We start from the raw sequence: 22,266 nt of genomic DNA on the forward strand, positions 1-22,266 counted from the left end.
CTATGCGCCGGAATGTGATCGAAACCGTGCTGGGCGGCGTCGTGCTCGCCGTGGCCGCCGTCTTCCTTGCCTTCGCCTACAAAAGCGCCGATCTGGGCAAGGTGCAGGGCTATGACATCACCGCCAATTTCACCAGCATCACCGGCCTGCAGAGCGGCGCCGACGTCCGCATCAGCGGCGTGAAGGTCGGCACGGTCACCGGGCTGTCTCTCGACCCCGTCAGCTACCAGGCGGTGGTTCACCTGTCGGTCGACAATTCGGTCAAGCTGCCGAAGGACACCGCGGCGGTCATCGCGTCTGAAAGCCTGCTGGGCGGCAAGTTCCTGTCGCTGGAGCCGGGCGGCGATCCCGACATGATCAAGCCGAACGGCAAGATCGAATTCACCCAGAGCACGCCGGGCCTGGAGCAGTTGCTGGGTCAGGTCATCTTCTCGCTGCAGAGCATGAGCAAGCCGGGCGAGTCGTCCGACGGCCAGTCCTCCCAGGCGCCGGCCCAGCCGCCGAAGCTCTGATACCAGTCTGATACGAAGCAGGGACGTGGCCGGAACCAGCGGCCACGCTCAAGCGTTCCTCCCCGTATTCGGAAGGCGGCCATCAGACGGACGCCGCCGGATCACGAAGCAGGAGGAAATGCGATGCGTCTCTCCCACTTGGCCGTGTTCGGCCTGGCCCTGGCGACCGCCGCCTGCGGCGCCAACATGGAAGAGAAATCCGCCAGCGGCGGGCTTGGCGGCGCTGCCGCGGGGGCGGTGGTCGGCGGGCCGGTGGGTGCGGTCGTCGGCGCCGCGGCCGGCGCGGGAGCCGGGGCGGCGACCCAGAAGATCGAAGACCGAAACGAAGCGCAGAGCGGTAACGGCTCCACCTACAGCGCCCCCGCGTCGCGCAGCAGCGTCGCACGCTGAACCACAGCTTCCGCACAAGGCACCTCGGCGTCCCCGCCACTGGACGCTGACCCGCTTCCGGGCTAGAAGGCGGAGCGCCCCCGGCACAGCCCATACCGACAGGCGGGTCCGGCCGCAAGGGTGCCGTCCGCAATAACGGAAGCGATCCGACGTGACGCGACTCTCAAGATGTTTCCGGCCAGCCGCCCGGCTGATGGGTGCCGCGGCGGTGCTGGTCCCGCTGGCCGTCCAGGCCGCCCCGGTCCCGAACCAGATGATGGAGCGGCCGGCGGCAAAGCTGCAATGGCTGGACAAGGTGACCGCCCGCACCTCCACCTTCACCATGAAGGTTGGAGAGACGAAGGCGATGAGCAGCCTGCGCATCACCCTGCGCGCCTGCCGCGAGAACCCGCCGATCGAAACGCCGGAATCCGCCGCCTTCCTGGAGGTGACGGAGATCAAGCCCGGCGAGCAGGAGGAACAGGTCTTCAGCGGCTGGATGTTCGCCTCCAGCCCCGCCCTGTCTGCGATGGAGAGCCCGATCTACGACGTGTGGGTTCTGGGCTGCGAGGAGTGAGGTTATAGACCCCCACTTAACCTCCCCCACTGGGTTGGGGGAGGGACTTCCGCTGAACGCCGGCAAAGGTCCATTTCCCTCCCCCGCCCAGCTCTCGCACAAAGCTGCGCTTTGTGCTGACGCGACAGGCGGACCGCAGGTCCGCTGAGAGCGGGGAAGGGTCAGGGTGGAAGCCTAACTTACTCGGCAACCGCCGCGATGGGATTGCCCAGCGCCTTGTCCAGATAATCGTCGACCTGCGTCGCCAGATCGTCGGTGCGGTTGACGAAGAAATGGCTGGCGCCGGGGACGACGCGGTGGTCGATGCGGATGTCCTTCTGGTGCGACAGCTTGGTCACCAGCTTGGTCACCGCGGCCTGGGGCACCACCTCGTCCTTGTCGCCGTGGATGATCAGGCCGGAGGACGGGCACGGCGCCAGGAAGGAAAAGTCGAACAGGTTGGCCGGCGGCGAGACCGAAACGAAGCCGTCGATCTCCGGACGGCGCATCAGCAGCTGCATGCCGATCCAGGCGCCGAACGACACGCCGCCGATCCAGCAGAGCGGCGCATTCGGGTTGTAGGTCTGCAGCCAGTCCAGCGCCGCCGCCGCGTCGGCCAGTTCCCCCTCCCCCTTGTCGTAGGTGCCCTGGCTGCGTCCGACGCCCCGGAAGTTGAAGCGGAGCGCCGAATAGCCGCGCTTGGTGAAGGACTGGAACAGGGTGAAGACCACCTTGTTGTTCATCGTCCCATTGTGCTGCGGGTGCGGGTGCAACAGCAGCGCAACCGGGGCGTTCGGCTGCTTGCCGTGGGTGTAACGGCCTTCCAGGCGACCGGCGGGACCGTTGAAGAGCACTTCAGGCATGGGAACGACGTTCCTGACGCGGACAAAGGGTTGTTGGAACCGCCACGGCGACCAACCGGAGATGATCCGGCCTGCCGCCCCGACGCACGGGGTCTTCCGAGCCCGTCACGGATTTTCCCGCATTGGAGTGGGGTTTTTCGCACACAATTCTTGACCGTTTTGCTTGGTCATCATATATGCGTCGTAACGTCCTCCGGGGCAACCCGCCTGACCCGCCCGATCGGCCCGGCGCTGGCGGGACCGGCCGAAAGACCTGGTCCAAGCCGGCCGGATCCGCAAGGTTCCGAACCGGAAGGTCCTGAACCGCAAGGTTCCGACAGGCCGATAGCCGGGCGCGGGCGGCCGATGAGAGCGGCGGACTATACCACGGCGGGTGATGGCGTGTTCAAGCATCTTCGCGAAGAGATCGACGGGATCATGGCGCGCGACCCGGCGGCGCGGTCCCGGCTGGAGGTGGCAATCTGCTACCCTGGGTTTCACGCGATCGTGCTTCACCGCATTGCCCGGCGCGCCCGCGACGCCGGCTGGCACCTGGCCGCCCGCCTCGTCTCGCAGATCGCCCGCTCGCTGACCGGCATCGAAATCCATCCCGGCGCCACCATCGGCCGCCGCTTCTTCATCGACCACGGCATGGGCGTCGTGATCGGTGAGACGGCGGAGATCGGCGACGACGTCATGCTCTATCATGGGGTGACGCTGGGCGGCACCTCGCTCAATCCCGGCAAGCGCCATCCGACGCTGGGCGACGGCGTGATCGTCGGCGCCGGCGCCAAGATCCTGGGAGCCATCACCATCGGGCGAGGGGCGCGGATCGGCGCCAACGCCGTCGTGGTGGCCGATGTGCCGGCCGAAACCGCGGTCGTCGGCATCCCGGCCAAGCCGGTCGCCCCGCGCGACCGGGCGGAAACGCGAAAATTCATGCCCTACGGCACCCCCAGCGGCGAGATTCCCGATCCGGTGGCCCGCGCGCTGTCCGGCCTGCTCGATCAGGTGACGGCGCTGCAGGCGCGGGTCGGCGAGCTGGAGGCGGCGAACCCGCCACCGGCCGCACCCATACTTCCCCGTTCAACACCCACGCCGCTGGAAGCGGTGGCATCCCACCCCGTCGGGATGCAAGAAGCCCAAGGAGATCCGCGATGAGACTCAGCACCAAGGGACGCTATGCCGTGATGGCGATGGTCGATCTGGCCGCCACCAGCCAAGGCAGCCCCGTCGCATTGGCGGACATCGCGGAACGGCAGGAGATTTCGCTGTCCTACCTGGAGCAGCTGTTCGCCAAGCTGCGCAAGGGCGGGCTGGTCAAGAGCGTGCGCGGTCCCGGCGGCGGCTATCTGCTCGCCCACCCGGCCGACGCCACCCGGGTGTCCGACATCATCCTGGCGGTGGACGAGCCGATCCGCACCACCCGCTGCGCCAACGGCACGCCGCAGGGTTGCCGCACCAACCGCTCGCGCTGCCTGACCCACGACCTGTGGGAGGAGCTGGGCAACCAGATCCACATGTATCTCAGCTCGGTCACCGTGGCCGACGTGGTGGAGCGCCGGATCATCGGCACCAGCGGCCTGAACCTGCTGCGCCCGACCCTGGCCGCCGACAGCGCCGCGGTCGCCGCCGCCGAGTGAAGAAGACCCTTTCCGCACGCGAGCACGCCTGAAAAGTGACCATTCCACCCGTCAGTCCGTTCCGGCGGACCGGAGTCTATCTCGACCACAACGCCACCTCCCCGCTGAAGCCGGAGGTGAAGGCGGCAATGGGTCAGGCGATGGATCTGGTCGGCAACCCGTCCTCCGTGCATGCCTTCGGCCGCAACGCCCGGCGCGCGGTGGAGGAGGCGCGCACCGCCGTTGCCGCGCTCGTCGGGGTCAAGCCGGCACAGGTGCTGTTCACCGGCAGCGGGACGGAGGCCAACAACTTCGCGCTGCGCGGCTTCGCCGGCCGCCGGGTGGTGACCTCGGCCATCGAGCATGAATCGGTGCTGGCCGCCCGGCCCGACGCGGAACGCTTCGGCGTGACCCGCGACGGCGTCGCCGACCTGGAGGATTTGGAACGCCGGCTGGCCCATGGGAACGAACCGGCGCTGGTTTCGCTGATGCTCGTCAACAACGAGACCGGGGTGGTCCAGCCGGTGGCGGAGGCTTCCGGGATCGCGCACGCCCATGGCGCGCTGATCCATTGCGATGCGGTGCAGGCGGCGGGCCGGCTGCCCCTGTCGCTTTCCGGGCTTGGCGCCGACCTGATGACGCTGTCGGCCCACAAGCTTGGCGGCCCGACCGGCATCGGCGCCCTGATCCTGGCCGAGGGGTTGGAACCCGATGCGCTGATCCGCGGCGGCGGACAGGAGCGGCGCAAGCGCGCCGGCACCGAGAACCTGCTGGGCATCGTCGGCTTCGGCGCCGCGGCGCGCTTGGCGCTGGACGGGCTGGCGGAGGCCGCCGACCTCGCGGCCCTGCGCAACCGGCTGGAACGCGAGGCGCTGTCCGCCATGCCGCACGCCCGCGTGATGGGCGCCGGTGCGGCGCGCGTCGCCAACACCAGCTGCCTGATGCTGCCCGGCCTGCCCGGCGAGACCCAGGTGATGACGCTCGACCTCGCCGGGGTCGCGGTCAGCGCCGGGTCGGCCTGTTCCAGCGGCAAGGTGAAGCCGTCCCATGTGCTGGCGGCCATGGGCGAGGACGACCGCTCCGCCGCCAGCGCCATCCGCGTCAGCCTGGGCTGGACCAGCGACGACGAGGCGGTGGACCGCTTCCTGACGGCATGGACCGCGATGGCGCGGCGAAGCGCGCCCGCGGATGGCTGAGGTTTCCCCGCCGACCGGCCCCAGCCGCCGGCATGACTGCGCGACCATCCGCCTTCCATCCGGAATGCCTGCATTCGCGCATTGCGCCGGATGCGGCTTCTGGGTATGACGCGGCGGAAGGCCTCTCCGATGTCGGGCCTGATGGCGGCGAAGGCATAATGTCGGGTAAACCATCCTATCGGCCGAGCCTTTCGGCGTTTTGACGGACTGCGCGCATGACCCGTTCCAAATCCGGCCCGCCCGGCAACAACAGCGGCGGTATTTCCGGCGCCATCGCCGGCGATCTGGAGCCTTGCGGCACCTGCGGCCGTTCGGTCGCGCCGCGCGCCCTGTTCTGCCACGCCTGCGGTGCGGCGCAGCCGCCGCGCCCTCTCGACCCCTTCACCCGGCTGGGGCTGGAGCGGCGCTTCGACATCGATCTCGAGCAGTTGTCGAAGCAGCATGCCGGCTTCACCCGCGCCATGGACCCGGAGCGTTTCGCCGCCCGCGGCCCCCGCCAGAAGGCCAACGCCAAGGCCCAGGTCGACGCCCTGCGCGAGGCCTATGAGGTGCTGCGCGATCCCATCCGCCGCGCCCGGGCGCTGCTGTCCCTGCTGGGCGGCACGCCGGCCGTGGGAGATGGCGCCGGGAATGGGGCAGAAGATGGATCCGGGAACGGGGATGAGGAGATCGCCGACCTCGCCGCCCGGCTGACCCGCGCCGAGGACGCGCTGGAACTGGACCGCATCGGCCTGGACCTCGGCCAGCGGATCGAGGCCTGCATCAAGTATCTCACCCCCGCCTTCCGCAAGGCGCAGACGGCATCCGGCCCGGACAGCCCGCCGGCCTTCGACGGCGCCGCCCGCATCCTCGCCCGGCTGGAACGGCTGGAGGAGCTGGCCGCCGACGTCCGTGCCCGCCGCGCCGCCCGGACGCCGCCGGTGCGGGGCTGATCCGGTTTTCCCTTTCAATCGCTAGGCAACCTTAGAAGAACGAGGACCCCATGCCCAAGATGACCTTCATCGAGCCCGATGGCAGCCGCCGCGAGGTGGACGCCCCGCTCGGTCTGTCCGTGCTGGAAATCGCGCACAAGAACAGCCTGGACCTGGAAGGCGCCTGCGAGGGCTCGCTGGCCTGCTCCACCTGCCATGTCGTGATCGAGCCGGAATGGTTCGACGTCCTGCCGGAAGCGCAGGAGGACGAGGAGGACATGCTGGACCTCGCCTTCGGCCTGACCAAGACCTCGCGCCTCGGCTGCCAGATCATCATGACCGAGGAACTGGACGGTCTGGTCGTCCGCCTGCCGGGCGGCAGCAACAACGCGATGAAGTAACGGCGCGGGGGAGCCCTGTTCCGGCCGCCGGGCCGGCGTCACGCGGCGCAAGACCCGGCGGCTTCTTTCCCCTGCCCTTCCTCCGTTTCGATTTCCTACTTTCCCGGGCGCCTGCCCGTACCATATAGGGCGCCATGAACTCCCTCGGTCTACCGAAGCGCCCCCAGGACACCCGCGTCGTCGTCGCGATGTCCGGCGGGGTGGATTCCTCCGTCACCGCCGCCGTGCTGCGGGAGGAGGGCTATGACGTCGTCGGCATCACGCTGCAGCTTTACGACCACGGCCTCGCCTTGCAGAAGCCGGGCGCCTGCTGCGCCGGCCAGGACATCTACGACGCCCGTCAGGTCGCCGACCGCATCGGCATTCCGCATTACGTGCTGGATTACGAAGGCCGCTTCAGCCAGGACGTGATGGACGATTTCGCCGACAGCTATCTGCGCGGCGAGACGCCCATCCCCTGCGTGCGCTGCAACCAGCGCGTCAAGTTCCGCGACCTGCTGAACACCGCCCGCGATTTGGGCGCCGACGCGCTCGCCACCGGCCATTACGTCCGCCGCATCGCCGGCCCGCAGGGCGCCGAACTGCACCGAGCCGTCGATCCCGCCAAGGACCAGAGCTATTTCCTGTTCGCCACCACGCGCGAGCAGCTTGAGTTCCTGCGCTTTCCCCTGGGCGGCCTGACCAAGCCGGAAACCCGCGCGCTGGCCGAGCGCCACGGGCTGGAGGTGGCGGCCAAGCCCGACAGCCAGGACATCTGTTTCGTCCCCAACGGCAATTATGCCGAGGTGGTGGCGAAGCTGCGCCCCGGCTCGGTCGAGCCCGGCGACATCGTCCATGTCGACGGCCGCGTGCTGGGCCGCCACAAGGGCGTCGTCCACTACACGGTCGGCCAGCGCAAGGGGCTCGGCATCGGCGGCATCCGCGGCCAGGAGGAGGAGGCGCTCTACGTCGTCCGCCTGGAGCCCGCCCGCCGCCGCGTCGTCGTCGGCCCGCGCCGCGACCTCGCCCGCTCGCTGGTGATGGTGCGCGACGTGAACTGGCTCGGTCCCGATCTGGCTGACGGCACGGGGATCGAGGTGTCGGTGAAGCTCCGTTCCGCCCAGCCCGCCGCCTCCGCGATCTGGCGCGCCGGACCGGACGGCAGCGCGCGGGTGGAGTTGCAGGAGCCCCAGCACGGCATCGCCCCCGGCCAGGCCTGCGTCGTCTATCAGGGCGACCGCGTTCTGGGCGGCGGCTGGATTTCCGGCACTGCCGGCGGTGTGGCCGCCAGCGCGGAGGCAAGTGAAACGGTGGCCTGAATCAGGGGCTTATGCGGATTTCCGCCGGCCGGCCGAAAAAAATCGCACCCCCTGAAAATTCCGCGTTGACAGGCCAAGTCGCCCTATCCTATATAGCGGCTCCCGGCGGCAACGACGGGACACGATGGTAGCCAACGGCGGCGGAAACGCCAACAACGGCGCTCACGATGGCAGCGTAGCTCAGTGGTAGAGCAGGGGAATCATAATCCCTTGGTCGGGGGTTCAAATCCCTCCGCTGCTACCATCATAGAGAACCCCCTGGTTTCCGGAAGGACGCCAGGGGGTTTTTCTTTGCCCATCATCGACGTGATGGAGCACCGGCCGCAGCGCATCCAATCGGGCGGCGCATCCAATCGAAATGTCGCTGGCGCCTCCCCTACCCCGCCAGCGACTTCGGCAGCGCGATCCGCGGCTCCACCTCCACGCGATTGCGGCCGGCGTGCTTGGCACGGTAGAGGGCGGCGTCGGCGCGGGCCAGCAGCGGTTCGATGCCGGTGTCGGTCGCGTTGAGCCAGCTCAGGCCCAGGCTGACGGTCACGGTCATCTCGCCGCCGGTCTCCAGCCGGACCGGCATGGCGGCGACGGCCTGGCGCAGGCGCTGGGCGACGGCATAGGCGTTGACCGGCGGGGTTTCGGGCATCACCACGGCGAATTCCTCGCCGCCCAGGCGGCCGATGATGTCGCTGGTGCGCAAGCTCTCCTTACAGGCGCGCACGGTGCTGCGGATCGCCTCGTCGCCGGTGGCATGGCCATAGGTGTCGTTGACCCGCTTGAAATGGTCGATGTCCAGCATCACCACCGACAGCGGACGCCCGTAGCGTCGCGAGCGGTTGAACTCCTCATCCCCCCGTTCCAGGAAGCGGCGGCGGTTCATTGAGCCGGTCAGGGCGTCGGTGGTCGCCAGCCGCTCCAGGTCGCGCTGCATCGCCACGACGCGCGAGGCCGCCAGCAGGCGCGCCGCCGTCCATTTCCAGTCCAAGGGCTTGCGCAGGAATTCGTCGGCGCCGGCCTCCACCAGTTCGTGGAACTGGTCGGTCATGCTGCCGGGGATCATCAGGATCAGGTAGAGGTGGCGCAGCCCCTGGGCGGTGCGCAGGTGCCAGCACAGCTCGATCCCCGTCATGTCGGTCAGGCGGATGTCGGCCATCACCACGTCGAAACGCTCGTCCGCCACCGCCTCGATGGCGGCGGCCCCGGTCTCGACCACGCTGGTCGCATAGCCCAACTTGGTCAGCTCATACACCATCATGGTCAGATGATGCGGTGAATCGTCGACGATCAGAATCCGCAAATCGAAAACTCCCGGCGATCCCTGCCCGTTTATGGAACATGCGGCCGGACTTGTGCAAATGTCCTTAACGTCATGTCGCAGTACGATAACGAAATGCGGATGTCATACCCAGGTATGGCGGAAGACCTGTCCGCGGCCGGCCGGCAGGCCTGCCTGATGCTTTTGCACATGTTGCCTGCCGGGTCGCCAGGTTGATACTGTTCCATGCAAATTTGTTCGCTGGACAAGCGGACGATATTGCGGGAGGCACGACCATGGACAGCGCGCGCGCGGCCCACATCGATGAACTCGTGCGTGTCTCCGCCGGTGTGCCGTCAGCCCGCGATCCGATCATCGAAAGCTCCTGGCGCCGTTGCGTCGCCGATTACAAGCTGGATCCCACCATCGGGCGCGAGGCCCACATCCTGCCGCAGGAACGGCTGCGCGAGCACCGCGACGCGATGGACGAATTCCTGCGCATGGCCCGCTTCGGGCTGGAGGCGCTCTACCGGCAGGTCGCCGGCATGGGCTATGTGCTGCTGCTGACCGACAGCAACGGCGTCACCGTGGACTTCATCGGCGATCCGACCTTCGACAACCATCTGCGCCGGGCCGGGCTGTATCTGGGCTCAGACTGGAACGAGGGGCATGCCGGCACCTGCGCGGTCGGCACCTGCATCGCCACCACCCAGGCCCTGACGGTCCATCAGACCGACCATTTCGACGCCACCCACATTCCGCTGACCTGCACCGCCGCCCCGGTCTTCGACAGCGGGGGAGAACTGGCGGCGGTCCTCGACATCTCCGCCCTGCATTCGCCGGAACCGAAGATCAGCCAGTATCTGGCGCTGCAGATGGTGAAGGCCTATGTCCACAAGATCGAAACCGCCAATCTCTACAACAATTTCCGCCGCGACTGGGTGGTGAAGCTGTCGGCGTCGCAGGAATTCGCCGAGGTCGATCCGGATTTCGTCCTGGCGCTGGACTGCGGCGGCCGGGTGATCGGCTTCAACCACAAGGCCCATGACCTGCTGGCGGAAGACGGGGTGTCGCCGCTCGGCCGCTCCTTCGCCGAACTGTTCGACTGCGAGGTGGACGAGCTGGTCCGCTTCGTCCGCGCGCTGCCGAGCGAACAGCGCACGCTGCGCCTGCGCCGCACCGGCCTGCCGCTGTTCGCCCAGGCGATGCCGCCGCCGGCGGTGTCCCTGCCCCGCAACCACGCCCACGACCAGGGGAACGACCCGCTGCCGGAGCCGCTGCGCGTGGTGTCCGGCGGCGACCCGGCGCTGAAGGCGGTGCTGACGCGGGCGGCGAAGCTGGTCAACACCCGCATGAGCCTGCTGATCCATGGCGAGACCGGTACCGGCAAGGAACATCTGGCCAAGGCGCTGCACAAGTCCAGCATCCGCCGCAACAAGCCCTTCGTCGCCGTCAACTGCGCGGCATTGCCGGAAAACCTGATCGAGAGCGAGCTGTTCGGCTACGAGCCCGGCTCCTTCACCGGGGCGACGGCGCGCGGCAAGAAGGGGCTGATCCTGGAGGCCGACGGCGGCACCCTGTTCCTGGACGAGATCGGCGACATGCCCCTGTCGTCGCAGACCCGCCTGTTGCGCGTGCTTGCCGAGCGGGAGGTGACGCCGATCGGCCGGACCAAGGCGGTGTCGGTGGATGTCCGCGTCATCGGCGCCACCCACCGCGATCTGGTGGAACTGGTCAAGGCCGGCCGCTTCCGCGACGACTTGTACTTTCGTCTCAACGGCGCGGTGTTCACCCTGCCGCCGCTGCGCCAGCGCGGCGACCTGGAGTGGCTGATCGAACGGCTCCTGGTCGAACGGGCGGAACGCGACGGCGTCGGCTACCGCCTGACCCCGGCGGCGCTGGCGGCGCTGCGCGGCCATGGCTGGCCTGGCAATGTGCGGGAACTGGTGAATGCGCTGGACTATGCCTGCGCGGTCTGCGACGGCGGGCTGATCGACCTCTGCGACATTCCGGAGCCGGTGCAGCACAGCGGCCTGTTCCAGGCCTGGCCGGCGGCGGAGGCGGCGAAGCCCGAAGCGGAGGGTGTGGACCCCGCCGCCCGCTTGCGGGGAACCCTGCGGCGGCACCATTGGAACGTGTCGGCGACAGCGCGGGCGCTGGGGGTCGACCGCTCCACCATCCATCGGCAGATGCACCGCTTCGGCATCGTGGCGCCGCATCGGGCGGAGTGAGGGGGCATACTGCCCCCTCGAACACCCACCTTACCCCACTGCACCGTACCCGCCGCCGCCCGGCGTCTCGACCACCAGGGCGTCGCCCGGCCCCATCGCGGTGCTGTCCTGCGAAGCCAGCTCCTGCACGCTGCCGTCGGTACGCTGGACCCAGGTGCGGCCGAGGGCGCCGTCGGCGCCGCCCTTCAGGCCGAAGGGAGCGATCTTGCGGTGGTTGGCGAGGATGGCGGCGGTCATCGGCTCAAGGAAGCGCAGGCGGCGGATCACGCCGTCGCCGCCGCGCCAGCGCCCCGCCCCGCCGGAGCCGCGACGGATGCGGAAGCCCTCCACCAGCACCGGGAAGCGCCATTCCAGCACCTCCGGGTCGGTCAGGCGGGAGTTGGTCATGTGGGTCTGCACCGCATCGGTGCCGTCGAAGCCGTTGCCGGCCCCGGACCCGCCGCAGACCGTCTCGTAATACTGGTGCCGCTCGTTGCCGAAGGTGGTGTTGTTCATCGTGCCCTGGGCAGACGCCATCACCCCCAGCGCGCCGAACAGCGCGTCGACGATGCACTGGCTGGTCTCCACATTGCCGGCGACCACCGCGGCCGGCGGGTTGGGCGACAGCATGGAGCCGGGCGGGATGATGATCTCGATGGGACGCAGGCAGCCCTCGTTCATCGGAATCTCGTCATCCACCAGGCAGCGGAAGACATAGAGCACCGCCGCCCGGCAGACCGCCGAGGGGGCGTTGAAGTTGTTGGCCAGCTGCGTGCTGGTCCCGGAGAAGTCGACGATCGCCGAGCGCGCGGCATGGTCGATCGACACCCGCAGCTTGATGACCGCGCCATTGTCCAGCGTCACCGCGAAATCGCCGTCGCTCAGCACGCCGATGGCGCGGCGGACCTGCTCCTCGGCATTGTCCTGGACGTGGCGCATATAGGCGATGACGGTGGACAGGCCGTGCAGGCGGACGACGCGGTGCAGTTCGCGGGTGCCCTGCTCGTTGGCGGCGACCTGCGCCTTGAGGTCGCCGATGTTCTGCGCCGGGTTGCGCGCGGGATGCGGGCCGGAGCGCAGCAGCTCCACCATCGCCTCCTCGCGGAACTGGCCGTTCTCCACCAGCGGCACGCAATCCAGCAGCACGCCCTCGTCGCCGATGGTCTTGCTGTCGGGCGGCATGGAGCCGGGGGTGATGCCGCCGACATCGGCATGATGGCCGCGCGAGGCGACGAAGAACAGCAGCTCCTTGCCCGCCTCGTCGAACACCGGCGAGACGACGGTGATGTCCGGCAGGTGGGTGCCGCCATGATAGGGGTCGTTCAGCGCGAAGCTCTCGCCCGCGGCGAAGGCGCCGCCGCGCCGCTCGATGACCGCGCGCACGCTCTCGCCCATCGATCCCAGATGGACCGGCATATGCGGGGCGTTGGCGATCAGCCCGCCGTCGCGGTCGAACAGGGCGCAGGAGAAGTCCAGACGCTCCTTGATGTTCACCGAGCGGGCGGTCTTCTCCAGCGTCACGCCCATCCGTTCGGCGATGGACATGAACAGGTTGTTGAAGACCTCCAGCATCACCGGGTCGACCTTGGCCCCGCCCTTGATGCCGGCGGCCTGACGCTGGGTCGCCGGCTCCAGCCGGGTCAGCACCAGATGGTTCTTGCGGGTGACCTCCGCCATCCAGCCGGGTTCGACCACGGTGGTGGAGACCGCTTCCGCCAGGATCGCCGGGCCGACCACGCGGTTGCCGGGCTGAAGCTGCCGGCGGTCGTAGAGCGGAGCCTCGCGGCGCTGGCCGCCGATATGGACGGCGACGGTGGCCAGCCGGCGCGGCAGGACCGCGGTGGCGGCGGGAAGCTCCGGATCCTCCAGCACGTCGGTCAGCCCGACCGCTTCCAGCGTCACCGATTCGACCTCGAGTTCGGTGCCGGGGGTGAGGAAGCCGTAGCGGCGGCGGTGCGCCTCCTCGAAGGCCTTGGTCATCGCGATCTTGGAGCCGAAGGCCACCGTCAGGGTGGTGTCGGACCCGGCGGCCTTCAGGTGGACGCGGCGGTTGATCGCCTGCCGGCCGGCGGCGACACCCTGGCGGGCCAACTCCGCCCGCCCCTCGGTTTCCAGGTCGGTGAACAGCATGGTCAGCCGGTCGACCACGGGGTCGCTCAACGGGCCTTCGACGGCGCGCTCGCGGATGGCGACGGTGTCGGCCAGCCCGATGCCGTAGGCGGACAGAACGCCGGCCTGCGGGTGCAGGAACACCCGCGTCATGCCCAGCGCGTCGGCGACGGCGCAGACATGCTGGCCCGCCGCGCCGCCGAAACCGTTCAGCGTGTAGCCGGTGACGTCATAGCCGCGCTCGACCGAGATCTTCTTGATGGCGTTGGCCATGTTGTCGACGGCGATGCGCAGGAAGCCTTCGGCGACCTCCTGCGGGGTCATCGTCGTGCCGAGCTTCTCGTTGACGGTGGCGGCCAGTTCGGTGAAGCGGGTCTTCACCACCTCGGCGTCCAGCGGCTGGTCGCCGTTCGGCCCGAAGACATGCGGGAAGAAGCGCGGCTGGATCTTGCCGACCATCACGTTGCAGTCGGTGACGGTCAGCGGCCCGCCGCGGCGGTAGCAGGCCGGCCCCGGATTGGCGCCGGCGCTGTCCGGCCCGACGCGGAAGCGGGTGCCGTCGAAGATGCAGAGCGAACCGCCGCCGGCCGCCACCGTGTGGATGTGCATCATCGGCGCGCGCACCCGGACGCCGGCCACCACCGCGTCGAAGGCGCGTTCATACTCGCCGGCATAATGCGACACGTCGGTGGAGGTGCCGCCCATGTCGAAGCCGATGACCCGGTCGAAGCCCGCCATCCCGGCGGTGCGGACCGCACCCACCACGCCGCCGGCCGGACCCGACAGGATGGCGTCCTTGCCCTGGAAGCGGCGGGCGTCGGTCAGGCCGCCGTTGGACTGCATGAACATCAGCGGCACCGGCGTGCCGTCGACGCTGAGGTCGTTGGCGACCCGGTCGACGTAGCGGCGCAGCACGGGGGAGAGATAGGCGTCGGCCACCGTGGTGTCGCCGCGGCCGACCAGCTTCATCAGCGGGCTGACCAGATGGCTGACCGAGACCTGGGTGAAACCGACCGCGCGGGCCAGCGAGGCGACCTGCCGCTCGTGCTCGGGATAGCGGTAGCCGTGCATCAGAACGATGGCGGCGGCGCGGAAGCCCTTGCGGTAGGCCTCCTCCAAACCGCGGCGGACGGCATGCAGATCGACCGGCTTCAGCACCCGGCCGTCGGCCATCACCCGTTCCGGCACCTCCACCACATGGGAATAGAGCTGGTCGGGCAGATGGATGTGGCGGGCGAAGATCTTCGGCCGCGCCTGGTGGCCGATGCGCAGCTGGTCGCCCAGCCCTTCGGTGATCAGCAGGACGGTCGGCTCGCCCTTGCGTTCCAGCAGGGCGTTGGTGGCGACGGTGGTGCCCATCTTGACCACCTCCACCGTGTCCGGCGGGATCGGCTGGCCGGGCTTCAGGCCCAGCAGCTCGCGAATGCCCTGGACGGCCGCGTCGGCATACCGCTCCGGGTTCTCCGACAGCAGCTTGTGGGTGACGACCGACCCGTCCGGCCGCCGGCCGACGATGTCGGTGAAGGTGCCGCCGCGATCGATCCAGAACTGCCATCGGGCGGGATTGACCTCCGCCGTACCGCCCACCGCCGCGCCTTGAGTCTCAGCCATCGTCGTCGCACCCGCCGAATCCCTGCGCGGCAACCGCACCGCGCGTGGGCCGGAGTTTCGCGATCCGGCGGCGAAATTCAACCGCCTGCGTGCCTCACCCCGGCAGGGCGGCCATCAAGACGGGCCGCCGCGGCGGAAAGAACACAGGATAACCGACGAAGCGGCTCCGCCGTCATGCGTCCAGCCGCCATCGGTTCAAGCGGCGAGCCGCAACCCATTCAAGCGGCGAGCCGCTCGGGCCGGACGCCGGGCAGGCGGGTCAGGATGGCGTTGCCGGACAGGATGCTGTTGAAGGCGCCGCTGCCGTCCTCCAGCGCTTCCAGGGCAAGCGAAAACTGGTTGGGGGGCGGCAATTCGAACAGGACGGCGGCCTCGCCGCCATCCAGCGCGAGCCGGCCGCCGAAACGGCGGGCCAGGGCACGCATGCGGACATTGCCGCTCAGGCACATCATGTGGACATGGCGGATGCCGCGGTTGCGGGCGACCGTCAGGATGCGGCGGACCAGCGTGCTGCCGACCCCCTTGCCCTGAAGCCCCGATTCGACGCTGATGCCGAATTCGGCCTGATCGGGCCAGAGCATGCGCTCCCCGCACAGCTCCACCGCGCCGCGCAGCACGCCGTCCTCGAAGGCCCCCAACAGCACCGTCCGGCCCCAGTCGATGGCGGCGCAATGCCGCTCCACCGCCTCGTCCGACAGCGCGCCGGCGAAGCGGGCATAGCGGTCGGCCTTGTCCAGGCGGAGGAGATGCGCCCGGTACTGGGAAAGTTCGGTCGGAATGATCTTGCGGATGACAGGCATGGCTCTGCTCACGGTTCTCGAAATTCGAAAACGCATTCACGCAGAACGTTTTCCCCAGAACCCGGCGCCGCAGGCTCGTGACAAGCGCATGGCGGCCGCCGTTGTTATAGAAACCGGCGCTCTCTGCGGCGCCCTTTGTTGCACTGCAACATGATCTCCCGGGCGGAATTCGCAAGCGCTCATTAGAAATTCGCGATGCGAACAATGCTGGCCTGTTGCGGCTGCGCCACAGTTGGCCGGTAACCGTCCGGCGGCTATGCTGCCGGCCAGCAGGATGACGGCGAGCGGAACACGGAAGGCGGAGCATGAGCATTTGGGGCAGGATCCTCGGCAGCGCGGCAAGCCTGTTCAGCGGAGGGCCGCTGGGCAGCCTTCTGCGCGGGCTTGCCGGGCAGGCGGTGGACCCGTGGTCGCCCGGCGGCCCCGGCGACCAGCGCAAGCCCATGAGCGATGCGGAGGCCGAGGAGGCCAAGCAAACCGTCGCCTTCACCATCGGCGTCATCGCCCTTGCGGCGAAGATGGCGCGGGCCGACGGCGTGGTGAAACGGGTGGAGGTCGATACCTTCAAGCGGCTGTTCCGCGTTCCGTCCGACGAGCTGGCGAATGTCGGCCGCGTCTTCGACCTTGCCCGCCGCGACACCCATGGCTTCGAAGAGTATGCCCGCCAGATCGCCAACCTGTTCGAGGACAGGCATGCGGTCCTGGAGGAACTGCTCGACAGCCTGCTGATGATCGCCGAGGCCGACGACGAGTTGCACGAGACGGAGGTGGAGTATCTGCGCGCCGTCGCCGTGATCTTCGGATTCGACGAGGCGGAGTTCCGCCGCATCGTCGCCGGGCACCATATCGCCGGCGGCCCGACCGATTCGGACCCCTATGCGGTGCTGGGCGTGGCGCGCACCGACGACGACGGCGCGATCAAGGCCGCCCACCGTGCGCTGGTGCGCGAGCATCATCCCGACCGGCTGATCGCCCAGGGCATGCCGCAGGAATTCGTGGATCTGGCGACGCAGAAGCTCGCGCTCGTCAACGCCGCCTATGACCGGATTCGCCGGGAACGGGAAGGCCGCGCCGCACTGCTCTAACATGCCGGGATTCGTCACGATGGGGCAGGATTTTAAATTGCTTTGTCGTGGGATTTATCCCTTTTTCTGACGTATCGTTCCTTCCGGGGCGGACGACCGGCCGCCCGCAGGATGGGAATGGTACGACATGCAACGCACGATCATCCGGACGATCTTCGCTGCGGCTTTGGGAACGGCGCTGACGGCAGGCACGCTCTGCGCCGCTCAGGCGCAGAGCGCAACCTTCGACGGCCCGGTGATTCTGGGCCAGCCGCTGACGCTGAACCTGGGGGCGCCGCCGTCCGGCACCGACTGCCCGACCCAGGCCGCGGCGCTGAACGCGCAAGGGCTGGTCCTGGTCGCCAACGGCCAGACGATCCCGGGCGCCCGCGCCAGCTTCGGCTGCTCCGCCAAGGGGGAACTGGTCGGCACGGCCTCCACCTCCATCGCCGGCAGCAGCGACGACGCGGCGCAGCGGCGGGCGGCATGGCAAAGCGCCTTCAGCGGCTTCTTCAGCCTTTCCGGCACGACGACCCTGCCGATCGCCTTCGGCCCGGCCACCGGCGGCATGACCACCGCACCGAAGCTGGTCGCCATCCAGGGGGCGAGCGACCGCGACCTCGGGCTGGCCGGGCTGTGGTTCGCGCTCGTGGCGGCGGGGTTCCTGTTCGCCTTCTTCCATCATTTCGGCCGCACCGATTCGATCACCTCCATTCCCGGCGTGCCGATGCCGGCCGGCTACCGGCCGCCCTACAGCCTCGCCCGCTTCCAGCTTCTGTGGTGGAGCGGGATCGTCACCGCCTCCTACGTCGCCATCCTGACCATCACCGGATCGATGGACACCATCACCACCGGCACCATGGCGCTGATGGGGATCGTCGGCGGCACCTCCGTCCTTGCCGCCTTCCAGGACCGCCGTCCGGGCGACGACGAGGTGCGGCGCCAGCAGCATGCCGCCGCCTACCGCGCCGCCGCCGCCGCCAACCCGCCCGATCAGGCGACGATGGCCTTGAGCCTGCACGAGGTCTATCCCCCGACGCAGGGATGGCTGACCGACCTGCTGAGCGATGCCGCCGGCTACAACATCCACCGCCTGCAACTGCTGGCCTGGACCATGGTGCTGGGCATCACCTTCCTCTACGAGGTCACCCGCACGCTGGGCATGCCGGAGCTGTCGGCCAACCTGCTGGCCCTGACCGGCATCAGCAACGGCACCTATTTCGGCTTCAAGATGCAGGAGCAGCAGGTGGCGACGCCGACGGAGCCGGTCCCGGCAACGTAACGGGACTCCACCCAAGGGAGGGTGGCCGACGGAAGCCGGTTCCACGAACGCAACCCGCCCAACCGTTTTTCCCGGTCGCGGCGGATGGGGGCGGCGCGCTATAACCCATCCCATTCCCTCGATTTTCCGGCACACGAACGGTCCATGGCTCCTCCCGCACCCATCACGGCGCTCCAGGGCGTCTCCGTCACCTTCGGCGGCCGTCCGCTGTTCGACGGCATCGACCTGTCCATCGCCCGCGGCGACCGCGCCTGCCTGGTCGGACGCAACGGGTCGGGCAAGTCGACGCTGATGAAGGTGCTGGCCGGGATGATCCACCCCGACGGCGGCACCGTCTTCGTCCAGCCCGGCGCCCGCATCGCCTATCTGCCGCAGGAACCGGACTTCACCGGCTGCGCCACCGTCCACGATTATGTCGTGCAGGGCCTGCCCGCCGACGAGCAGGACGAGGCCCACCGGGTCGACGCCGTGCTGGACAAGCTGCAGGTGGACGGCAGCCTCGACCCCCGCACCCTGTCGGGCGGCGAGTCGCGCCGCGCCGCGCTGGCCCGCACGCTGGTCGGCAACCCCGACGTCATGCTGCTGGACGAGCCGACCAACCATCTCGACCTCCCCACCATCGAGTGGCTGGAGGAGGAACTGCTGTCCTTCCGCGGCGGGCTGCTGCTGATCAGCCATGACCGCGCCTTCCTGAACCGGCTGGCCAAGCGCACGCTGTGGCTCGACCGCGGCACGGTGCGCGCCACCGACCGCGGCTTCGCCGAGTTCGAGACCTGGCAGGCCGAGGTGTTCGAAGCGGAGGAGGCCGCGGCCCACAAGCTGGACCGCAAGATCGAAAGCGAGATGAAGTGGCTGCGCGAGGGCATCTCCGCCCGGCGCACCCGCAACATGGGGCGCGTGCGCAACCTTCTCGACCTGCGCGCCGGGCGCGCGGAGCAGATCAAGGGCGGACAGCAGGCCAAGCTCGCCATCGCCGAGGCGGAGCGCGGCGGCCGGCTGGTGATCGAGGCGACCGGCATCTCCAAGGGCTTCGACACCCCCGAGGGCCGCAAGACCATCGTGAAGAACTTCTCCACCCGCATCCTGCGCGGCGACCGGGTGGGGCTGATCGGGCCGAACGGCGCCGGCAAATCCACCCTGCTGAAGATGCTGACCGGCCAGCTGGCGCCCGACGAGGGCACGGTGAAGCTGGGGACCAACCTGGACACCGCCTATTTCGACCAGCGGCGCGAGGGGCTGGATCCTGAGGACACCATCCGCAAGGTGCTGTGCCCCTTCGGCGGCGACGCGGTGATGGTCAACGGCGTGTCGCGCCATGTCGCCGGCTACATCAAGGATTTCCTGTTCGATACCCGGCAGCTGGACAGCCCGGTGAAGGCGCTGTCGGGCGGCGAGCGCAACCGGCTTCTGCTGGCCCGGCTGTTCGCCAAGCCCAGCAACATGATGATCCTCGACGAGCCGACCAACGACCTCGACATGGATACGCTGGACCTGCTGGAGGACGTGCTGGGCGACTATCAGGGCACGCTGCTGCTGGTCAGCCACGACCGCGACTTCCTCGACCGGCTGGTGACCGCCACCATCGCGCTGGAGGGTGACGGCACCGCCACCGAATATGCCGGCGGCTATTCCGACTACCTGCTGCAGCGCCCGGCCAAGGCGGCCCCCGCCCCCGCCGCCGCCAAGCCGAAGGCGGCCGCCGCGACGCCGGCCGCCGCGCCCAAGCCGCGCGGCAAGCTGAGCTACAAGGACCAGCGCGAACTGGACGAACTGCCGGCCCGCATGGACGGGCTGGGGACGGAAATCGCCAAGCTGGAGAAGGCGCTGGCCGATCCCGACCTGTTCACCCGCGATCCCGCCAAGTTCCAGAAGTCCAGCGAGCAGCTGCACGCCAAGCAGGCCGACCTCGCCGCGGCGGAGGAACGCTGGCTGGAACTGGAAGCGATGCGGGAAGAGTTGGAAGGCGGGCGGGCATGAGCTTGGCCCATACGCTCCAGGCGCTGGTGGTGATGGCGCTGTGGGGGCTGAACTTCGTCGTGGCGAAATGGGCGCTGGCCGAATTCCCGCCGCTCTTCGTGATGTTCGTGCGCTTCGCCCTGGTGGCGGTGCTGATCATCCCCTTCTTCCGCGTGCCGCGGGACAAGCTGTGGAAGATCGCGCTGCTGTCGGTGACGCTCGGCAGCATCCATTTCCCGATGATGTTCACAGGGCTTCAGGGCATCGACGCCGCCACCGCCTCGCTGGCGGCGCAGGCGCAGGTGCCGTTTTCCTCCCTGCTGGCGGCGGTGGTGTTCAAGGACAAGCTGGGCTGGCGCCGCGGCATCGGCATGGCCGCCGCCTTCGCCGGTGTGGCGGTGATCGCGGGCGAGCCGCGGCTGGGCGATTCGCTCTATTCGCTGCTGCTGATCCTGGCGGCGAGCTTCGCCTTTGCCGTGGCGAGCGTGCAGATGAAGCTGATCGGCGCGGTGAACGGCTTCGCCGTCAACGGCTGGATGGCGCTGTTCGCCATGCCGCAGCTGCTGGTCCTGTCGCTGTTGCTGGAGCAAGGACAGATGGAGGCGCTCGCCAACTCCACCTGGGTGGGCTGGGCGTCGATCGTCTACATGGCGGTCGCCGTCACCATCATCGCCTATGGGCTGTGGTATCCGCTGCTCGGCCGCTACTCCGTCAATCAGACCATGCCCTACCTGCTGACGGTACCGATCTTCGGCGTCGCATCGGGTGCGCTGCTGATGGGCGATCCGCTGACGATCAACCTCGCCTTCGGCGGGCTGCTGACCATCGGCGGAGTCGCGGTGATCGTCCGGCGCGGGCCGAAGGCGGTCAACGAAACGGTCACGAATCCAACATGAACGCCTTCCGCCGGATCGACCTCCCCTCTCCCAACCACGGCCCCCGGGCCGATGGCGCGCGGGTGGAGCTGTTGATCCTGCACTACACCGGCATGCCGACCGCCGCCCATGCGCTGGACCGTCTCCGCGACCCGGCGGCCCAGGTCAGCGCCCATTACACGGTGGACGAGGACGGCACCATCTACGCCCATGTCGACGAGGACCGGCGGGCCTGGCATGCCGGCCGGTCGAGCTGGCGCGGGGCGGAGGACGTGAACAGCCGCTCCATCGGCGTCGAGATCGTCAACCCCGGCCACGAGTTCGGCTACCGCCCCTTCCCGCCGGTGCAGATGGCGGCGGTGGCCGAGCTTTGCCGCGGCATCGTGGAGCGCCATGCCATCGCCCCCGCCGACGTGCTGGGCCACAGCGACGTGGCGCCCGCCCGCAAGGAGGATCCGGGCGAGCTGTTCGACTGGCCGGGCCTTGCCGCCCAGGGCATCGGGCTCTGGCCCACGCCGTCCCAGGCCGACGACGGCCCCTTCACCGATGCGGAGGTCGCCACGCTGCTGGAACGCTATGGCTACGACCCGGCCGAACCGCTGGCGCTGCTGGCCTTCCAGCGCCATTTCCACCCCGACTGCCTGAGCGGCGCCGCGAATGCCGAGACGGTGCGGCGCCTGCGCGCGCTGCTGCGGCTGACCGGCCGGTGATGGCACGCGCGATTTCTTTAGCCGATTGAAGCGCCGCTTGATTTGGGATTTGCCCCCCCGGCCGGTTCCCTATATGAACGACCGCGCCAGATGGCCGGATGGCCGCCTTCGGTTTCGACCGGGGGAGGAAAGTCCGGGCTCCACGGAAACACGGTGCCGGTTAACGACCGGCGGGGGCGACCCTAGGGACAGTGCCACAGAAAGCAAACCGCCGGCGTTTCGACGCAGGTAAGGGTGAAAGGGTGCGGTAAGAGCGCACCGCGGACCCGGCAACGGGGACGGCACGGTAAACCCCACCGGGAGCAAGACCGAATAGGAGCGGCCCGACCACCGTCCCCGCAATGGGACGGGCGTGGGTCAAGCGCGTTTCCGCGCCGCCGCTCGGGTTGGTCGCGCGAGGCGTCCGGGCAACCGGCGTCCCAGACGAATGGCCATCGCCTGCCCTTCGGGGCGGGATACAGAACCCGGCTTACAGGCCATCTGGCGCTTTCCCCAAATCTTTGCCCATTCCATCCCAGTCCGGGCAGCCGGCCGGGGCGCATGATCCCATGCCGCCTGCCGGCGGCGGACCACTCATGGCGCCTCGTGGCGGAAGTAGTCCCATTCCGCCCGCCGGCGGCGATTTTCCCATACCGCCCCATGGTGGCACTCTTTTGCCCCCATGCCGCCCGATCGGATGGTTCGGCATGGGAC

General features: G+C 68.9%; 20 protein-coding genes, 1 tRNA gene and 1 other RNA gene. 18 read left to right on the plus strand and 4 right to left on the minus strand.

Translation table 11 applies throughout. The features are described 5' to 3' along the window. Positions 1 to 2 precede the first annotated feature (2 nt). From mlaD to DM194_RS07565, 3 genes are all read left to right on the plus strand, one after another. Positions 3 to 512: an outer membrane lipid asymmetry maintenance protein MlaD gene (gene mlaD / locus DM194_RS07555; protein WP_111066657.1), complete on the plus strand. Its 510-nt coding sequence runs from the start codon at positions 3 to 5 to the stop codon at positions 510 to 512. A 123-nt stretch (positions 513 to 635) separates the two neighbouring features. Next, on the plus strand, positions 636 to 902 hold the full coding sequence (locus DM194_RS07560; protein ID WP_111066658.1) for a hypothetical protein: 267 nt from the start codon (positions 636 to 638) through the stop codon (positions 900 to 902). A gap of 193 nt (positions 903 to 1,095) precedes the next feature. Beyond that, positions 1,096 to 1,458 carry a DUF2155 domain-containing protein gene (locus DM194_RS07565; protein ID WP_111066659.1) on the plus strand — a complete coding sequence of 121 codons (363 nt, stop codon included), beginning with the start codon at positions 1,096 to 1,098 and terminating at the stop codon, positions 1,456 to 1,458. A gap of 179 nt (positions 1,459 to 1,637) precedes the next feature. Here the strand turns inward: DM194_RS07565 and DM194_RS07570 are convergent, their stop codons facing one another. Beyond that, complete coding sequence (locus tag DM194_RS07570) at positions 1,638 to 2,300, minus strand: alpha/beta hydrolase (protein WP_085089866.1); 663 nt, start codon at positions 2,298 to 2,300, stop codon at positions 1,638 to 1,640. A 345-nt stretch (positions 2,301 to 2,645) separates the two neighbouring features. Between DM194_RS07570 and epsC the strand changes: the two genes are divergently transcribed. The 7 genes from epsC to DM194_RS07605 all read left to right on the plus strand — a co-directional run bounded on the left by epsC (position 2,646) and on the right by DM194_RS07605 (position 7,951). Then, positions 2,646 to 3,440, plus strand: a complete 795-nt coding sequence (gene epsC, locus DM194_RS07575; RefSeq protein WP_111066660.1) for a serine O-acetyltransferase EpsC — start codon at positions 2,646 to 2,648, stop codon at positions 3,438 to 3,440. Then, the gene (locus DM194_RS07580; RefSeq protein WP_111066661.1) at positions 3,437 to 3,922 is read left to right on the plus strand and encodes an Rrf2 family transcriptional regulator; all 486 of its coding nucleotides are present in this window, start codon (positions 3,437 to 3,439) and stop codon (positions 3,920 to 3,922) included. Before epsC ends, DM194_RS07580 begins: the two co-directional genes overlap by 4 nt. Before the next feature lie 35 nt (positions 3,923 to 3,957). Then, the gene (locus DM194_RS07585) at positions 3,958 to 5,097 is read left to right on the plus strand and encodes a cysteine desulfurase family protein (protein WP_111066662.1); all 1,140 of its coding nucleotides are present in this window, start codon (positions 3,958 to 3,960) and stop codon (positions 5,095 to 5,097) included. A gap of 215 nt (positions 5,098 to 5,312) precedes the next feature. Further along, a complete protein-coding gene (locus tag DM194_RS07590) occupies positions 5,313 to 6,029 on the plus strand; it encodes a molecular chaperone DnaJ (RefSeq protein ID WP_111066663.1) in 717 nt (238 codons plus the stop codon). Between the two features lie 50 nt (positions 6,030 to 6,079). After that, positions 6,080 to 6,409 (plus strand): ferredoxin family 2Fe-2S iron-sulfur cluster binding protein, encoded by a 330-nt coding sequence (locus tag DM194_RS07595; RefSeq protein ID WP_014248228.1) that lies wholly within the window; start codon positions 6,080 to 6,082, stop codon positions 6,407 to 6,409. A gap of 134 nt (positions 6,410 to 6,543) precedes the next feature. Beyond that, positions 6,544 to 7,707, plus strand: coding sequence for a tRNA 2-thiouridine(34) synthase MnmA (gene mnmA / locus DM194_RS07600; RefSeq protein WP_111066664.1), 1,164 nt, complete (start codon positions 6,544 to 6,546; stop codon positions 7,705 to 7,707). 169 nt (positions 7,708 to 7,876) lie between these two features. Continuing rightward, a tRNA-Met gene (locus DM194_RS07605) sits at positions 7,877 to 7,951 on the plus strand. 132 nt (positions 7,952 to 8,083) lie between these two features. On the opposite strand, the gene DM194_RS07610 is transcribed toward DM194_RS07605, so the two are convergent. Then, positions 8,084 to 8,998 (minus strand): GGDEF domain-containing protein, encoded by a 915-nt coding sequence (locus tag DM194_RS07610; RefSeq protein ID WP_111066665.1) that lies wholly within the window; start codon positions 8,996 to 8,998, stop codon positions 8,084 to 8,086. Positions 8,999 to 9,252: 254 nt separating this feature from the next. Here DM194_RS07610 and DM194_RS07615 point away from each other — a divergent pair, with 254 nt between their 5' ends. Next, on the plus strand, positions 9,253 to 11,187 hold the full coding sequence (locus tag DM194_RS07615) for a sigma-54-dependent Fis family transcriptional regulator (protein WP_111066666.1): 1,935 nt from the start codon (positions 9,253 to 9,255) through the stop codon (positions 11,185 to 11,187). A 30-nt stretch (positions 11,188 to 11,217) separates the two neighbouring features. On the opposite strand, the gene DM194_RS07620 is transcribed toward DM194_RS07615, so the two are convergent. Both DM194_RS07620 and DM194_RS07625 read right to left on the minus strand, forming a co-directional pair. Then, the gene (locus DM194_RS07620) at positions 11,218 to 14,886 is read right to left on the minus strand and encodes a hydantoinase B/oxoprolinase family protein (RefSeq protein WP_111066667.1); all 3,669 of its coding nucleotides are present in this window, start codon (positions 14,884 to 14,886) and stop codon (positions 11,218 to 11,220) included. Between the two features lie 218 nt (positions 14,887 to 15,104). After that, positions 15,105 to 15,686 (minus strand): GNAT family N-acetyltransferase, encoded by a 582-nt coding sequence (locus DM194_RS07625; RefSeq protein WP_111066668.1) that lies wholly within the window; start codon positions 15,684 to 15,686, stop codon positions 15,105 to 15,107. Here DM194_RS07625 and DM194_RS28050 point away from each other — a divergent pair. The 7 genes from DM194_RS28050 (at position 15,685) to rnpB (ending at position 22,061) form a co-directional block, all read left to right on the plus strand. Beyond that, positions 15,685 to 15,840 (plus strand): hypothetical protein, encoded by a 156-nt coding sequence (locus DM194_RS28050; protein ID WP_162629982.1) that lies wholly within the window; start codon positions 15,685 to 15,687, stop codon positions 15,838 to 15,840. The genes DM194_RS07625 and DM194_RS28050 overlap by 2 nt on opposite strands. Before the next feature lie 151 nt (positions 15,841 to 15,991). Continuing rightward, complete coding sequence (locus DM194_RS07630) at positions 15,992 to 16,771, plus strand: TerB family tellurite resistance protein (RefSeq protein WP_111066669.1); 780 nt, start codon at positions 15,992 to 15,994, stop codon at positions 16,769 to 16,771. Positions 16,772 to 16,898: 127 nt separating this feature from the next. After that, positions 16,899 to 18,032: a hypothetical protein gene (locus DM194_RS07635; protein WP_111066670.1), complete on the plus strand. Its 1,134-nt coding sequence runs from the start codon at positions 16,899 to 16,901 to the stop codon at positions 18,030 to 18,032. 144 nt (positions 18,033 to 18,176) lie between these two features. Continuing rightward, positions 18,177 to 20,009: an ATP-binding cassette domain-containing protein gene (locus DM194_RS07640; protein WP_111066671.1), complete on the plus strand. Its 1,833-nt coding sequence runs from the start codon at positions 18,177 to 18,179 to the stop codon at positions 20,007 to 20,009. Beyond that, positions 20,006 to 20,884, plus strand: coding sequence for a DMT family transporter (locus tag DM194_RS07645; protein ID WP_111066672.1), 879 nt, complete (start codon positions 20,006 to 20,008; stop codon positions 20,882 to 20,884). The genes DM194_RS07640 and DM194_RS07645 overlap by 4 nt, the downstream gene beginning before the upstream one ends. Beyond that, on the plus strand, positions 20,881 to 21,573 hold the full coding sequence (locus tag DM194_RS07650) for an N-acetylmuramoyl-L-alanine amidase (RefSeq protein WP_111066673.1): 693 nt from the start codon (positions 20,881 to 20,883) through the stop codon (positions 21,571 to 21,573). Before DM194_RS07645 ends, DM194_RS07650 begins: the two co-directional genes overlap by 4 nt. A gap of 86 nt (positions 21,574 to 21,659) precedes the next feature. Next, positions 21,660 to 22,061: RNase P RNA component class A (gene rnpB, locus DM194_RS07655), an RNA gene on the plus strand. Positions 22,062 to 22,266 lie beyond the last annotated feature (205 nt).

This window comes from Azospirillum ramasamyi (assembly GCF_003233655.1).
GTDB classification, from domain to species: Bacteria; Pseudomonadota; Alphaproteobacteria; order Azospirillales; family Azospirillaceae; genus Azospirillum; species Azospirillum ramasamyi.

Bases quoted from the DNA above. Each gene is read 5' to 3' on its own strand.
- DM194_RS07580 (WP_111066661.1), top strand. From the start codon at position 3,437: ATGAGACTCAGCACCAAGGGACGCTATGCCGTGATGGCGATGGTCGAT.
- mnmA (WP_111066664.1), top strand. From the start codon at position 6,544: ATGAACTCCCTCGGTCTACCGAAGCGCCCCCAGGACACCCGCGTCGTC.
- DM194_RS28050 (WP_162629982.1), top strand. From the start codon at position 15,685: ATGGCTCTGCTCACGGTTCTCGAAATTCGAAAACGCATTCACGCAGAA.
- DM194_RS07640 (WP_111066671.1), top strand. From the start codon at position 18,177: ATGGCTCCTCCCGCACCCATCACGGCGCTCCAGGGCGTCTCCGTCACC.
- DM194_RS07630 (WP_111066669.1), top strand. From the start codon at position 15,992: ATGAGCATTTGGGGCAGGATCCTCGGCAGCGCGGCAAGCCTGTTCAGC.
- epsC (WP_111066660.1), top strand. From the start codon at position 2,646: ATGAGAGCGGCGGACTATACCACGGCGGGTGATGGCGTGTTCAAGCAT.
- DM194_RS07590 (WP_111066663.1), top strand. From the start codon at position 5,313: ATGACCCGTTCCAAATCCGGCCCGCCCGGCAACAACAGCGGCGGTATT.
- DM194_RS07625 (WP_111066668.1), bottom strand. From the start codon at position 15,686: ATGCCTGTCATCCGCAAGATCATTCCGACCGAACTTTCCCAGTACCGG.
- DM194_RS07650 (WP_111066673.1), top strand. From the start codon at position 20,881: ATGAACGCCTTCCGCCGGATCGACCTCCCCTCTCCCAACCACGGCCCC.
- DM194_RS07565 (WP_111066659.1), top strand. From the start codon at position 1,096: ATGGGTGCCGCGGCGGTGCTGGTCCCGCTGGCCGTCCAGGCCGCCCCG.
- DM194_RS07620 (WP_111066667.1), bottom strand. From the start codon at position 14,886: ATGGCTGAGACTCAAGGCGCGGCGGTGGGCGGTACGGCGGAGGTCAAT.
- DM194_RS07595 (WP_014248228.1), top strand. From the start codon at position 6,080: ATGCCCAAGATGACCTTCATCGAGCCCGATGGCAGCCGCCGCGAGGTG.
- DM194_RS07570 (WP_085089866.1), bottom strand. From the start codon at position 2,300: ATGCCTGAAGTGCTCTTCAACGGTCCCGCCGGTCGCCTGGAAGGCCGT.
- DM194_RS07645 (WP_111066672.1), top strand. From the start codon at position 20,006: ATGAGCTTGGCCCATACGCTCCAGGCGCTGGTGGTGATGGCGCTGTGG.
- DM194_RS07635 (WP_111066670.1), top strand. From the start codon at position 16,899: ATGCAACGCACGATCATCCGGACGATCTTCGCTGCGGCTTTGGGAACG.
- mlaD (WP_111066657.1), top strand. From the start codon at position 3: ATGCGCCGGAATGTGATCGAAACCGTGCTGGGCGGCGTCGTGCTCGCC.
- DM194_RS07560 (WP_111066658.1), top strand. From the start codon at position 636: ATGCGTCTCTCCCACTTGGCCGTGTTCGGCCTGGCCCTGGCGACCGCC.
- DM194_RS07615 (WP_111066666.1), top strand. From the start codon at position 9,253: ATGGACAGCGCGCGCGCGGCCCACATCGATGAACTCGTGCGTGTCTCC.